Source organism: Acidobacteriota bacterium, from assembly GCA_009861545.1.
Taxonomy (GTDB): Bacteria; Acidobacteriota; Vicinamibacteria; order Vicinamibacterales; family UBA8438; genus WTFV01.
In genome coordinates, this window is sequence record VXME01000070.1 from 22877 (window position 1) to 35974 (window position 13098).

Sequence of the window (13098 nt, forward strand, 5' to 3'; positions counted from 1 at the left end):
CAGGCGCGGCCACGGGGCGCCGGCGGCGCGCACGATTCTCCCAAGCTACCACACGCTGCGACGCCGCTTCCACGTCGGGGCGTCCGTGCGGAAGTGAAAGCACGTATCGTGCCAACCGTCGGCCGACGTCAGTCACTGTCCCGAGCCACTATGCTTTGAGTACCTGCCCATGAACGCCGTCACCTTCGACACGCACGCCGCCGTTCGGAAGCTCCGCGCCGCCGACCTCAGCGAACAGCAGGCCGAAGCACTTGTCGAAGTGTTCAGCCATGTGGTCGGAGAGTCGGCCACCAGGACCGACCTTCGACAATTCAGCGACGGAATCACCGAGCATTTCGCGACCAAAGCGGATCTCGCGGCCCTCGAGACACGCCTGATCAAGTGGATGGCCGGGATCGCCGTAGCTGGTGGCGGACTACTGTTTGCCGCCTTGCGCACCCTCGGGTAGAGAGTCTCGGGCGGGCTCTCCGCGCAACCAGGAACGCGCTACTCCTCCGTGGCCCGGTACCAGATCGGCGACGTCCACGCCCGCTCCTGGATCTGCCAGGGCAGGTCGGGCGCCATGCACGCCGCCGGGCGCTCCTCCTCGGGCAGGGCCGTGCACTGCAGCGCGTTCCAGCGGCAGCTCGGGTTCTCGACCACGCGCGCGTAGTAGACGGCCGAACGGGAGGGGTCGAAGTCGGGATCGGTCCAGACCGCGCACAGGGAGGCGGCGCCGTCGCCGCTGCGCTCGCAGGTCGCCCGCGACACGTCGGCGCCGTTGTCGGCGTCGCCGGCCACGTCGTGGATCGCCTCATGGAACAGGCCGTCGTCGCCCACCCAGCCCTTGATGATCTGGAGGCGCTGCAGCGGCGTTCCCGGGTACGCGTCCGTCCCCGGATCGGCGAGCGCGGTCAGGAAGAAGCTGGGCGCCTCCGTTCCGTCCCGGCCGGGCAGCACGCTGCCCATCGGCACGCCCGCCTCGTACGCGTCGGCGATCATGTCGTCGCTCGCGCACAGGTCGGGCAGGTCCCAGCCGCCGAACAGCCGCGCCTGAATCCGCACGCCGCTGGTGCCGAAGGTTTCCTTGCGCTGCATCGCGTCGAACAGCGAGTCGCGCGAGTTCTCCTCGGCCCAGACGCCGACCAGCCCGCCGGGATTCCGCAGCGGATGCGGGGCGTAGGCATCGGTCGTCAGGCGCTTCTCCAGGTCGGAGTCGACGTTCGAGTTCTGGCCCTGATAGTCGTACTCGTCGGTGTCGCCCGGCAGGCCGTTGTGCCCGTCCGTGCTGGCGATCAGGCCCAGCTGGATGGGGTTGATCCCGATGCGCTCCTCCTGCGCGATGCCTTCGATGAGCGCGTAGCGGACGAAGTCGAGGCGCGACTGGCAGCCCTCGCCGCGCAGCCCGCCCTGCCCGGTGCCGTCCTCGCAGTCGGGGGGGCGCTCGCCGTCGATGTAGCGCACCTTCTCGAAGTCGCACAGCTCGTCCTCGCCGCCGATCACGTTCCACATGCCGCGGCGGCACTCGGACTCGCCCTTGGCCTGCATCATCTCCACCAGCGGCTCCATCTCGCTGCGCAGCGCGGCCCGCGCCCGCTGCTCGTCGATCGGCAGCCCGCCCCAATCCAGAGTGAACATCTGGCCGTTGGAGATGTTGGGGTTGTGGGGGATGGTGAGCGCCTCGCAGCCGGTGCCGGTGTCGTTGCAGCGCGCCTTCAGCCGGGTCCACAGGTCGAGCGGCTGGTCCGCGTCGATCCACGAGATCGGCAGCTCCGGCCCGATCTCGTTGCGCAGGATGACGTTGCGGTGCACCTTGGAGCGGCCCGGCGCCCGCGTGTACTCCCACGCGTGGAACGCCGTGAACGAGCAGTCGCTGGAGCGGTCGTAGTGGCGCTCGGCCGCCGCGCGGGTTGCCTCCCAGGCGGTGAGGAGGCCGTCCCGGCACTGGGTGCCGTCCTCGCCGCAGACCAGCGGGCCCCGGCCGGCGAGCCGGTCCGCCTGCCAGACGGCGCGCTCCTCGTCGTTGCCGCCGGGCCGCAGGCCGCGGCAGACCGGCGTGTCGTAAGCCGGGGAGGACGGGTCGGTGCACACCGCCACCTCTCCCAGCCACTCGGAGTGGTCCGTGACCGCCGCGAAATCGAGGGGACGGTCCAACTGCGCCGTGCGCATCGGCCGGCCCTCGGCATCGACCGGGCTCAGGCCGATCGCCTCGCCGCGTGCGAAGCGGTAGGCGTCGTCCGGCGTCTGGAAGCCGCCGCGTCCCAGGGCGTCCAGCGAGAAGGCGGTGTGCGTGTGCAGGTCGCCGAAGAAGGCCTGCCGCAGCGGGTCGTTGTGCGCGCACGGCTCCCGCGGGGCCAGATCGGCCGCCTGCGCCGGCGCGCTCGGCGGGCTCCACTCCACGACGGGGCGGTCCGCCCCCACGGCCCGAGGCTGTGCGTCGTCGGGCGGCGCTTCGGCTTGGCCGCAGGCTAGGGCAACCAGGGTCAACAGGCAGGCTGCGAATCGTAATGCCGTCATGCGAAACTCTCCCACGCGTCGGGGGGACGCGTCCAGTTCCGTGCTCCGTCGCCGCTTGCAGCGGACGCCGCACCCGGGAAGCTGCGTGGCGGCACCTCTATTCTCGTGTCGAGTCGGCGCCGCTCGCCGTCTCCGGGAGCCGCACTTCGTAGGCATCGCGCAGCTCCTGGTACGCGGCCAGGCTACGGTCGCGGCGGCGGTCCTCGCGCAGGTCCGCGAGGACGCGATCCCGAACCTCGGCGAGCGCCGGCGCGCGGGACGCCGTCCGGCCGTTCACCCGCACGAGGTGTGCGCCGTAGGTCGATTCCACGGGTCCGTTCCAGCCGCCCACCGGGAGCCCGGCCACGGCCTCCGCGAAGACTCTGCCGAAGAGCCCTGCGATCTCCTGGTCGCCTCGCTCGGCGTAGCTGCGTGCCAGCATGAAGGGGTCGCCCAACCGCTGCCAGCCGTCGTCGTCGACGCCGCGCAAGTCGCCGAGGAGGACCCTCGCGTCGCCCGCCGGGTCGGTCCTGCTGTCCCCCGACAGGAACACGTGGTCGAACGTCGTCCGTCCCGGCCGCCGGTAGCGCTCGGCGTGCCGGGCGTAGTACTCCTCGACCTCCGCTTGTGACGGCGGCCCGGCGGCGCCGGCGTCCTCCAGGATGAACGTCAGCTTCTGGGCGAGCCGCCGCCGCACGATGGCGTCGTCGCGGTCGAGGCCCAGGCGCTGCGCCTCGCGGTACAGGATCTCCTCGTCGACCGCTTCGTCGATCAACGTCTGCAATTCGTCTCCTGTCGGTTCGCGGCCCCACTGCGCGATCCACCGCGCGCGGAGGCGCTCGACCTCGTCCGGCGTGATCTCCACCACGGGTCGCGCCGTCTCGCCGCCGGCCAGCCAGCCGTCGAGCGCGAACACGCCGATGCCGAGGAGCACGAAGACGACGAGGGGATCGCGCAGCCAGCGCGGCATCCGGTCGGCCGGCGCGCCGCCCGACGCCGTGTTGGATGGGGGACCGTCGGGAGCGTTGTCTGCGCGCATCGGTCGAGTGACCGCGGGTCGACCGCATTCTAGCCCGTCAATCGTCGCCTGCGGCTCCGGCTGCCGCCCAACCATGGAGTCTGCACATAGAACGAGGCGCGGACTCCTGGCGCGGGAGAGTTGCGCTCCGGTGTGTCGTGAATGCCATGCGTTGCAGTGATGGTGCGATCCGCGTGGCGGCCCCGGTGACGTCGCAGTCGGGCCTCAGTGGTAGCAGCTATAAAGTCCATAATAAAGGACATTAAAAAGATTTCAGCTTATGATTATGGACGCTATGGGCGTGCCGAGAAGTAAGGCTCTGCCGTTGCCGGTCGGACGTGCGCTCACCAGGCTCGGCGCGGACATCCGCGACGCCCGGCGGCGCCGCCGCATCCCCACGGCGACGATGGCGGAACGCGCGGGGATCAGCCGCACGACCCTGCACAAGGTCGAGCGGGGTGACCCGGGCGTCTCCCTGGGCATCTATGCCACGGTGCTGTTCGTGCTGGGGTTGGAGGAGCGCCTCGCCGGACTGGCCGATCCGCGAAACGACGCGGTGGGCCTGGATCTCGAAGCCGAAGCGCTGCCCAAGCGCATCCGCGGTCGACGCCGGCGCACGCCGACGACCGGTGCGTGATGGATAGAGAGGTCCTCGTTTCCGTCGATCTCCATGGCGCGCCCGTCTTCGTCGGACGTCTGTGGTGGCGAAGCCGCAAGGGCCGGGAGAGCGCCTCGTTCGAGTACGACCCCGGGTGGCTCGAGCACCCGGAGCGCTTCGCCCTCGAGCCGGCCCTGGCGCTGACTCCCGGTCCGTTTCACACTGCACCCGGACGGTCGTTGTTCGGCGCCGTCGGCGATTCGACGCCCGACCGCTGGGGCCGGCTCCTGATGCGTCGCGCGGAACGCCGCCGCGCCCGGCAAGAAGGCCGCGCTCCACGGGCCCTCTCCGAAGCGGACGTCCTCCTGCGCGTCGACGACGAGACGAGGCAAGGAGCGCTGCGTTTCTCTACCGAGACGACCGGTCCGTTTCTGGCGGAGCCCGGTCTCAGCCGTATTCCCCCGCTTGTGGAACTCCCGCGCCTTCTCGCTGGCGCGGAGCGCGTCGCTGACGACAAGGAGGACGACGATGACATCCGGCTGCTCCTCGGACCCGGTTCTTCACTCGGCGGCGCGCGCCCCAAGGCCTCCGTTCGCGATGCCGACGGCCGGCTCTGCATCGCGAAGTTCCCGCATTCGCAGGACGAGGTGGACGTCGTCCTCTGGGAGGGAATTGCGCTCGCGCTTGCCGAGGAGAGCGGCATCGACGTGCCGGAACGGCGGATCGAGACGGTCGCCGGCAAGCGCGTGCTGATCGTCCGGCGCTTCGACCGCCGGGCGGAACACCGCGTCCCGTTTCTCTCGGCCATGAGCATGCTCGGCGCGACGGATCGTGAGCCCCGCTCGTATCCGGAAATCGCCGCTGCCCTGCAGCGACACGGCGCGGCGGCGCCCCACGACTTGCACCAGTTGTGGCGGCGCGTCGTCTTCAACGTGTTGATCTCGAACACCGACGACCACCTTCGGAACCACGGGTTCCTGTACGAAGACCACCGGGGCTGGCGCTTGTCTCCCGCCTACGATCTCAATCCGGTGCCCACCGACATCCGGCCGCGGGTGCTCTCCACGTCGATTGCCGCCCACGATCCCACGGCATCGCTCGACCTGGCGCTGGAGACCGCCGGGCACTACCGGTTGGGCTTGAACGAGGCGAGGACGATCGCGAGGGAGGTGGCGAACGCAGTCGTCCAGTGGCGCGCGATGGCTCGCCGCCTGGGTGCGGCCCGGCAGGACATCGACCGGATAGCGTCCGCGTTCGAGCACGCCGACCTGGACGCGGCGCGGCGTCTCTGATCCTACAGTTTCGGTGCACCTACGACGTGCTCTTCCGGCGCTCGACCTCGGCCCGCAGGTCTCGGACCGAGAAACGCGAAGGCAACCCGAGCGGCGCCGGCGCCGTCCAACCCGTTGATGATCGAGACGCGGGTGGTGGACGGCTTGCCGCTGGCCACCGAGACGGGTGCGGACGAGACCGCTGCCGACACGAACGCGGAGGAGCCGGCTTTCGAGGCGCTCTATCGCACCCACGCGAAGCGGATCTACTCGCTTGCCTACCGGTTCACGGGCAACGCGGCCGACGCGGAAGAGCTGCTGCAGGACATCTTCCTGCAGGCGTATCGGAGGCTCGACAGCTTCCGGCAGGAGGCGGCGTTGTCGACCTGGCTGCACCGGCTTGCTGTCAACCGCTGTCTGGATCATCTGCGGAGCCGCGCGGCCCGACAGGATGCGAGGACGGGATCGCTGGCTGACGAGGCGCGGCCGCAGCCGCAGGCCCGGACCTCAAGCCCGATCACCCGTCTGGACCTCGAACGGGCGATTGCGCAGCTCCCGGACGGCTGCCGCGCCGCATTCGTGCTGCATGACGTCGAGGGCTACGAGCACCGCGAGATCGCCGCGTTGCTCGGCATTGCGGCCGGCACTTCCAAGTCGCAGGTGCACAAGGCTCGCCTGCGCCTCCGTGCGCTTCTGAGGCGGACATGACCATGAGCAACCGTGAGCCGGCGTCCGAATCCGAGTGCGAACGGTTCGCCGACGCGCTCGCCGCGCTGGTCGACGAGAGTCTCGATCCGCGCGACCGGCGGCGGGTCGACGCCCATCTGGCCGACTGCGAGGCCTGCCGGGGGCTCCTGGCCGACCTGCGGGCGATCCGGTCCCTCGCCGCCACGCTGAAGCCCATCGAGCCGCCGGCGCGGGTCTGGCACGACGTCAGGCGGCGGGTCGCGGCGGAGGGACGGGCGTCGCGGGCGGCGGCCGGATGGTGGTCGCGGTGGTCCTTCGGCGGTGCGGGGCCGATCCGGGCAGCCGGCCTCTGGCCGCGGTGGTCCGTCGGGGGGACGGCCCTTGCCGCGGCGGCCGGTATCGTACTGGCGACCGTCCTGGTGCGGAGCCTGGACCGGGTGCCGCTACCGACATCGGACATGCCGGGCGGCGCCGAGCTTTCGACTGCGGCCGGCGGCCTTGGACCCTTCGAACCCGCATACGTTTCCGCGATCCGGGATCTGGAGCAGCTCGCCGGCTCGCGGGGACCGGCTCTTCCGGCGGTTCAGACCGTTCTTGCCGGGAACCTGGCGGTGGTGGAGCGCGCGATCACCGAGAGTCGTTCCGCGGTCGAGGCCGCACCGGGAAGCGCAGTGGCTCGCGACCGGCTCCGGGCCGGGTTGGCGCGCAAGCTCGCGCTGCTGCGGACGAGCGCGGCCCTGGGGCTCGAACCTGGCGGCCGTGGCGATCCTCGACCCTGAGAACCTCACGAATCGAACAGAGATGAACCGGCGGAACTGGAGGCAACAGACCATGACCGGACTGGCAATGCGGAGCGCACTCGTCGCTATCGTCCTGATCGGCGCGGCCGGCGCGGCCGCGGGGCAGACGGAAGAACTGGTACGGACCATCCCGATGCAGCCCGGCGGCCTGCTCACGCTCAGCAACATCAGCGGCGATACGACGGTGACGGGGGTGGACGGCGACGACCTGACGCTTCGGGCGACGAAGCGGCTCGTCGGCCGCGGCAGTGCCGAGTCGTTGGACCGCGTCGAGATCGAGATCGAGGAGCGCGGCAACCGGGTCGACGTCGAGCCCCGGTACCGGCGGCGCTCCCTCCTGCGGTCGCTGGGCAGCCTGCTGGGCGGCGGTCCGGGATCCGTGGCCGTGGACTACGTGGTGACCGTGCCCCGCAGCGCCGGCGTCACGATCGAGTCCGTGTCCGGCAACGTCACCGTCGAAGACGTGGCGGGCGAGACGCGCATCGAGGTGGTGAGCGGCGACGTGCGGCTCGCTTCGCTGGCGAATCTGGTCGAGGTGGAGGCGGTGTCCGGCCGTGTGCGGATCGCCGACGTGAGCAGCGACGACGCGATGACGGTCGAGGCGGTCAGCGGTCGAATCGACATCGAAACGGTCCGGGCGCCGCGGCTGGAGGCCTCGTCGGTGAGCGGCGCCGTAGCGCTGCGCGGGGTGGAGGCGCGGCGCGTCGAGGTGGAGACGGTGTCGGGATCGGTGACCTTCTCCGGGGCGCTGGCGACGAACGGACGCTACGAGTTCGAGTCGCACTCGGGCGGCATCCACCTGACGGTGCCGGAGGGCACGGGATTCGAGCTGGAGTCCGAGTCGTTCAGCGGCGGCCTGCGCTCGGCCATCCCCATCGTCGTCGGCCGGGGCGACCGGGCCGGCGAGGTGACCGTCTTCGAGTCGGGGAGCCGCTCGATAGAAGGCGTCGCCGGCGACGGGGGCGGCCGCCTGGAGCTGTCCACCTTCAGCGGGGACATGCGGATCGAACTGGGACCGGTCCCATGACGCTCTTGTCCTGCCCGGTCGTTGGCTTCGGTTCCGGTTGCCGCCCGACGATGCCGGTCCAGGAGTCTGCGCTGCTGCTTGTCGCGGCGCAGACTCTCAGGGGACGGTTTCGCCGGTGTAGAAGGCGGTTGTCCGCGTCGCCGCCGCATGCGCGGCCTCGGGATCCGTACCGGCGGCGACCGCGGCCTGCTCCCATCCCTCGCTGCTGCCGGTGATGAAAGCCTTGCCGTCCGGCGAAGCGGCGAAGGCGGCTTCGTCGGGCTTCGCGGCGTCCGGCTGCGCAATGTGGAGCGCGAGTCCCAGCAGGCCCATCTCCCAGCCGACGCCGGCTGCGCCCGGTCCGTACTGGTCCCAGTGATCGGACAGGTGCGCGATGTGCGAGAGCGTGAGCCGGGCGCTGCCGTCTCCGCCGTCCGCGACGCGCACTTCCACCCAACTGACGCCGTAGAACTCCCACGTGAGCTCGAAGTGCGAGGGCGGTTCGCACCCGGTTATCACGCCGCCGGCGTTGCCCTCCAACTGGTAGCGGCCGCCAAGCTGGAGATCGCCGCTGACGGGCGCGAACCAGCGGGGGATGCGCTCGCCGTTCGTCACCGCGTCCCACAGGTCGTCGACCGTCGTCGCGAAGCTGCGAGACAGCGTGACCGCGCGGGCGGGTTGTCCCTCGCGCTCGAGCGCCGACACCGAGCGCTCCATGGCGCCGAGGTGGGTTTCGACATCGAACTTCATCGTTGCTCCTCTTCCATCGCGGCGTTCAGATACGCGGCGAAGTCCGCCGGTGTCCGCAAGTACTCGCCGGCATCATGCGTTCTGGCGGGCATGGGATCATGGTACACGGGCGATCGGGATGAAAATCCCGAGCCCCCGGTGAATCGACTACGATCTCCCGGCGAAGGTCACGATCTCATGACTCGACATCCGAATCCCCGCGTGGCGGCGGCCCGCGTCGACGCGCTGTTCATCGACCGCTGGTCGCCGCGAGCCTTCTCGCCGGAGCCGCTGACCGAGGCCGACATCGCCTCGATGTTCGAGGCGGCGCGCTGGGCGCCTTCGTCGTCCAACGTCCAGCCGTGGCTCTTCCTGTACGAGACGGACGGCCCCGACCGGGAGGTCTTCGATTCCATCCTCAAGCCGCGCAACCGGGAGTGGGCGGCGAAGGCCCCGTTTCTGGGCTTCCTCTTCGCCAACACGCGCACGGCGGACGGCCGCGAGCCGCGCACCGCGCAGTTCGACGCCGGCGCGGCGTGGATGTCGCTGGCGCTGCAGGCCCTGGCGCTGGGCATCTACACGCACGGGATGGCCGGCATCGACGTCGACGCGGCGCACGAGAGGCTGGGCGTCGACACCGAGCTCTGGACGGTGATGTGCGCGTTCGCGGCCGGGCGGATCGGCCCGCCGGAGGCGCTGCCGCCGGCGTTGCGGGAACGCGAGCTGCCGAAGGACGACCGCAAGCCGCTCGGCGAGATAGCGCACCGGGGCAAATGGAGATCGTCATGAGGCTGCTCAAGCTGCTCGCCGTTCCGATGTTCGTGGTGGGTGCGACGTTCGTGGCTGGTGCGTTTCCGGGACCGTCGGGGGCGCAGGAGAGCGCTGCCACCCCCAACGTGGTGCTCATCCTCGCCGACGACCTGGGCTGGGGCGACGTCGGCGCGATGCATCCCGCTTCCGCAATCCGGACGCCGCACATCGACAGGCTCGCCGACGAGGGGATGCGCTTCGTGGACGCGCACTCGCCCTCGGGCGTTTGCACGCCGACGCGCTATGCGCTGCTCACCGGACGCTACACCTGGCGGACGCGGCTGACCCGGGGCGTGCTGGGCGGCTACAGCCCGCCGCTGCTGGAGCCGGACCGCCCGACCCTGGGGACGCTGCTCCAGGCGCAGGGCTACCGGACCGCCGCCATCGGCAAGTGGCATCTCGGCATGGACCTGCCGTACCTCGACCCAACGGCGGAACGGAGCGAGCCGTGGGAGGGCGATCCCGGCATCGACTTCGGCGGCGTAATCACCGACAGCCCCGTTCACCACGGCTTCGACGAGTACTTCGGGGTCAGCGCGTCGCTCGACATGGCGCCCTACGTCTACATCCGCGACGACCGCTTCACGGCGCTCCCGACGCACGAGCAGCCGGCCGTGCCGTTCCCGTACTTCCTCCGCCACGGACCGCGGGCCGACGACTTCGTCATCGACGAGGTGCTCGACCGGCTGGTGGAAGAGGCGGTCGGCTTCATCGATCGGTCGGCGCAAACCGGTGATCCGTTCTTCCTCTACTTTCCGCTGACCGCGCCGCACAAGCCGACGCAGCCCCACGAGCGGTTCCGGGGCGGCACGGGCCTCGGCGAGTACGGCGACTTCGTGGCGCAGGTGGACGATGCGGTCGGACAGGTGCTCGCGGCCCTGGACCGGGCGAGCGCCGGCGACGAGACGCTGGTGATCTTCACCTCCGACAACGGCTCGTACATGTACCGCCGCGACGACGCGGCGCCGGATCACGTGGACGACCCGTCGATTCAGGCCTACCGCGTCGGCCGCCACCGCTCGAATGCCGACTGGCGCGGTACGAAGGCCGACATCTGGGAGGGCGGCCACCGCGTGCCGTTCGTGGCGCGCTGGCCGGGCGTGGTCGAGCCGGGGTCGGAGTCTACCGCCACTGTCGTCCATGCCGACCTCTACGCGACGCTGGCCGACATCGTCGGCGCCGCGCCCGGCCCCGATGCCGCGGAGGACAGCGTGTCGCTGCTGCCGATGCTGCGGGGCGAGCCGATGGCGCGCGGCGTGCCGGTGGTCCACCATTCCTCCGGCGGGATGTTCGCGATTCGCGACGGGGCGTGGAAGCTGGTGCTGGGCAACGGGTCGGGCGGGCGCCAGGAGCCGCGGGGCGAGCCCTTCGGACGGCCCTATCAGCTATTCGACCTGTCGCGGGATCCCGCCGAGGCCCGCGACGTCGCGGCGGATCACCCGGAGGTCGTCGAGCGGCTCGAGGCGGCGCTGGAGCGTTTCCGGCGCACCGGCCGGAGCGCGCCGCTGAAAACCAGCCATTGAGTTGCTGAATTTCATGAAAATCAGCAATAGAATCGCTGGATGTACCGTCGCGTCCTGAGTCTCCGCGCCCTCGTCGAGCACCGGTTCGTCTTCCTGTTCGGCCCCCGGCAGACCGGAGCCGCGGGAAGACCTGCGGGCCTATGTCGGCACGTACGTGCAGGAGGAGATTCAGGCGGAAGGGCTGACCCGCTCCATCGGCAACTTGCTACAAGGGCCTGCTCGCGCTGGCTGAGGAGGTCCCGCTCCACCGGAAGCTGGTGGTCTGCCACGAGCCGCGCCGGCGGCGGGAGGAAAACGGCGTCGAGATCGTGCCGGTTCGGGATTTTCTGAGCGAGTTGTGGGGAGACGCGATCGTCGAGTGAGCGCGGCAACCAACTGCGCCTGCAGACACAAGTCATTGAATTATGTGCAGCGTGTGCTCATTCTTCAATGCGATGGAGGTTCGTCGGCACACCATCTCCGTCGGTTGGCGCTGCTCCTGCGGGAGTCTCCGGTCGTTGCTGTGCGCGCCGGTCTGCGCGGCGACATGCCGGGGGTGGCCGTCGAGGAGGCAGTCGGTCGGATACGATAGCGGAGCGCATGGAGACGTCAGCCGGAGGCTTGGAGGCGTGGATCTGCGCCCGTTCGCGAAGCGTTCACGCGAGTGCGAATTGCACTAGAGGTGTGACATGGCAAGAGCCCTCGATCGGCGCGAGTTCCTTGGGACCGGTGCGGTCGCGGCCGCCGCGTACGCGTTGAGCGGTCCCGCGTTCGCGCAGGCCACCGATCCGACCACGCTGAGCATTGCCGAGGCGCAGCGGCTGATTCGTGCCGGGGCGCTCTCGCCGCTGGAGCTGGTGGAGGCCTACCTGGAGCGCATCGGGCGCTTCGACGATCGCCTGAACGCCTTCGTCACCGTGACCGGCGAACGCGCCGTGGCGCGCGCGCGGTCACTGGAGGCCGAGCTCGCCCGCGGGGGATGGCGCGGCCCGCTGCACGGCATTCCGATCGCGCTGAAGGACAACATCGACACGGCCGGCGTGCTGACCACCGCCGCGAGCGCGGTGTACGCGGACCGCGTGCCGGACGAGGACGCCGAGGTGGTGACGCGGCTCGAGGCGGCCGGCGCCGTCATCGTGGGCAAGCTCAACATGCACGAGTTCGCCTACGGCGGGACGTCGGCGTTCACGCACACCGGCCCCGTGCGCAATCCGTGGGACGCGGACCGCATCGCCGGCGGGTCGTCCGGCGGCTCCGGCGCGGCGGTCGCCGCGCGGCTGTGCGCTGGCGCCCTGGGGACTGATACCGGCGGATCGGTGCGCATTCCGGCCGCCCACTGCGGCATCGCCGGTCTGAAGCCGACCTACGGGTTGGCCAGCATTCGCGGCATCATCCCGCTCAGCGTGTCGCTCGATCACGTCGGCCCGATGTGCCGGACGGTGGCCGATTCCGCGCTGCTGCTGCAGGCGCTGGCCGGATACGATCCGCGCGGCATCGCGAGCATCCGCGCGCAGGTGCCCGACTACGCCAGCGCCCTGCTGCACCGCACATCGTCGCTGCGCCTCGGCGTGCCCCGCACGCCGTTCTACGACGACCTGGACCCGCAGGTCGCCCAGGCGGTCGATCGGGCGCTCCCCGTGCTGACCGACCTCACGGCGAGCACGCGGGACGTGCAGTTGCCGGCGCTGCCGCAGGCCCGTCCCGTGGCGGTCGAGTCCTACGCGTATCACGCCAGTCTGCTCGACGAGAGCCGGGAGCTGTACGAGGAGAGCACGCTGGCGCGCATCGAGCCCGGCGCCGAGGTGCCCGCCACGGAATACGCCGCAGCGCTCTATCAGTTGAAGCTGGTGCGAAAAGCAATCGCGGGCGTGTTCGACGACGTGGATCTGCTGGTCACGCCGACGTTGCCGATACTGCCGGTCGGGATCGACGCGGCCCGCGAGTCGCCGCTCGAAGCGACCCGGATCCTGATCCGCAACACCGCGCCATTCAATTCCTACGGGACTCCGGCGATCACCGTTCCCTGCGGATTCAGCCGGGAAGGCCTGCCCATCGGCTTGCAGATCTGCGGCCGCGCCCTGGGCGAAGTCGACGTGCTCGCCCTCGCGCACGCCTACGAGCAGGCGACCGACTGGCACGGGCGCACGCCGCCGCTGTGAATCGTGCGGCGCACTGGTTGGCGCGACGGGTGCGGGGGACTGC

At 70.6% G+C, this 13098-nt stretch carries 12 protein-coding genes; 9 read left to right on the plus strand and 3 right to left on the minus strand.

The genetic code is table 11. The features are described from left to right. Positions 1-169: 169 nt before the first annotated feature. Entirely contained in the window at positions 170-448 is a 279-nt protein-coding gene (locus F4X11_11445) for a hypothetical protein (protein ID MYN65627.1), read from the plus strand. A gap of 38 nt (positions 449-486) precedes the next feature. On the opposite strand, the gene F4X11_11450 is transcribed toward F4X11_11445, so the two are convergent. Beyond that, a complete protein-coding gene (locus tag F4X11_11450) occupies positions 487-2652 on the minus strand; it encodes a DUF3604 domain-containing protein (GenBank protein ID MYN65628.1) in 2166 nt (721 codons plus the stop codon). Next, positions 2594-3589 (minus strand): peptidyl-prolyl cis-trans isomerase, encoded by a 996-nt coding sequence (locus F4X11_11455; GenBank protein ID MYN65629.1) that lies wholly within the window; start codon positions 3587-3589, stop codon positions 2594-2596. Before F4X11_11455 ends, F4X11_11450 begins: the two co-directional genes overlap by 59 nt. Before the next feature lie 199 nt (positions 3590-3788). Between F4X11_11455 and F4X11_11460 the strand changes: the two genes are divergently transcribed. From F4X11_11460 to F4X11_11480, 5 genes are all read left to right on the plus strand, one after another. Further along, positions 3789-4130 (plus strand): helix-turn-helix domain-containing protein, encoded by a 342-nt coding sequence (locus F4X11_11460; protein MYN65630.1) that lies wholly within the window; start codon positions 3789-3791, stop codon positions 4128-4130. Beyond that, positions 4130-5383 (plus strand): type II toxin-antitoxin system HipA family toxin, encoded by a 1254-nt coding sequence (locus F4X11_11465; GenBank protein MYN65631.1) that lies wholly within the window; start codon positions 4130-4132, stop codon positions 5381-5383. The genes F4X11_11460 and F4X11_11465 overlap by 1 nt, the downstream gene beginning before the upstream one ends. A 117-nt stretch (positions 5384-5500) precedes the next feature. After that, positions 5501-6070, plus strand: a complete 570-nt coding sequence (locus tag F4X11_11470; GenBank protein MYN65632.1) for an RNA polymerase sigma factor — start codon at positions 5501-5503, stop codon at positions 6068-6070. Then, positions 6067-6828 (plus strand): hypothetical protein, encoded by a 762-nt coding sequence (locus F4X11_11475; GenBank protein ID MYN65633.1) that lies wholly within the window; start codon positions 6067-6069, stop codon positions 6826-6828. The genes F4X11_11470 and F4X11_11475 overlap by 4 nt, the downstream gene beginning before the upstream one ends. Before the next feature lie 22 nt (positions 6829-6850). Then, on the plus strand, positions 6851-7876 hold the full coding sequence (locus F4X11_11480) for a DUF4097 domain-containing protein (GenBank protein ID MYN65634.1): 1026 nt from the start codon (positions 6851-6853) through the stop codon (positions 7874-7876). Between the two features lie 96 nt (positions 7877-7972). Here F4X11_11480 and F4X11_11485 read toward each other — a convergent pair whose 3' ends face one another. Then, a complete protein-coding gene (locus tag F4X11_11485; GenBank protein ID MYN65635.1) occupies positions 7973-8605 on the minus strand; it encodes an SRPBCC family protein in 633 nt (210 codons plus the stop codon). Positions 8606-8782: 177 nt separating this feature from the next. On the opposite strand from F4X11_11485, the gene F4X11_11490 reads away from it, so the two are divergent. From F4X11_11490 to F4X11_11500, 3 genes are all read left to right on the plus strand, one after another. Next, positions 8783-9373 (plus strand): nitroreductase, encoded by a 591-nt coding sequence (locus F4X11_11490; protein ID MYN65636.1) that lies wholly within the window; start codon positions 8783-8785, stop codon positions 9371-9373. 107 nt (positions 9374-9480) lie between these two features. After that, the gene (locus tag F4X11_11495; protein MYN65637.1) at positions 9481-10917 is read left to right on the plus strand and encodes an arylsulfatase; all 1437 of its coding nucleotides are present in this window, start codon (positions 9481-9483) and stop codon (positions 10915-10917) included. Positions 10918-11585: 668 nt separating this feature from the next. After that, a complete protein-coding gene (locus tag F4X11_11500) occupies positions 11586-13055 on the plus strand; it encodes an amidase (GenBank protein ID MYN65638.1) in 1470 nt (489 codons plus the stop codon). The last annotated feature ends 43 nt before the right edge of the window (positions 13056-13098 follow it).

Coding starts and splice junctions, on each gene's coding strand:
- F4X11_11445 (MYN65627.1), top strand. CDS start 170: ATGAACGCCGTCACCTTCGACACGCACGCCGCCGTTCGGAAGCTCCGC.
- F4X11_11450 (MYN65628.1), bottom strand. CDS start 2,652: ATGCCTACGAAGTGCGGCTCCCGGAGACGGCGAGCGGCGCCGACTCGA.
- F4X11_11455 (MYN65629.1), bottom strand. CDS start 3,589: ATGGTTGGGCGGCAGCCGGAGCCGCAGGCGACGATTGACGGGCTAGAA.
- F4X11_11460 (MYN65630.1), top strand. CDS start 3,789: ATGGGCGTGCCGAGAAGTAAGGCTCTGCCGTTGCCGGTCGGACGTGCG.
- F4X11_11465 (MYN65631.1), top strand. CDS start 4,130: ATGGATAGAGAGGTCCTCGTTTCCGTCGATCTCCATGGCGCGCCCGTC.
- F4X11_11470 (MYN65632.1), top strand. CDS start 5,501: ATGATCGAGACGCGGGTGGTGGACGGCTTGCCGCTGGCCACCGAGACG.
- F4X11_11475 (MYN65633.1), top strand. CDS start 6,067: ATGACCATGAGCAACCGTGAGCCGGCGTCCGAATCCGAGTGCGAACGG.
- F4X11_11480 (MYN65634.1), top strand. CDS start 6,851: ATGAACCGGCGGAACTGGAGGCAACAGACCATGACCGGACTGGCAATG.
- F4X11_11485 (MYN65635.1), bottom strand. CDS start 8,605: ATGAAGTTCGATGTCGAAACCCACCTCGGCGCCATGGAGCGCTCGGTG.
- F4X11_11490 (MYN65636.1), top strand. CDS start 8,783: ATGACTCGACATCCGAATCCCCGCGTGGCGGCGGCCCGCGTCGACGCG.
- F4X11_11500 (MYN65638.1), top strand. CDS start 11,586: ATGGCAAGAGCCCTCGATCGGCGCGAGTTCCTTGGGACCGGTGCGGTC.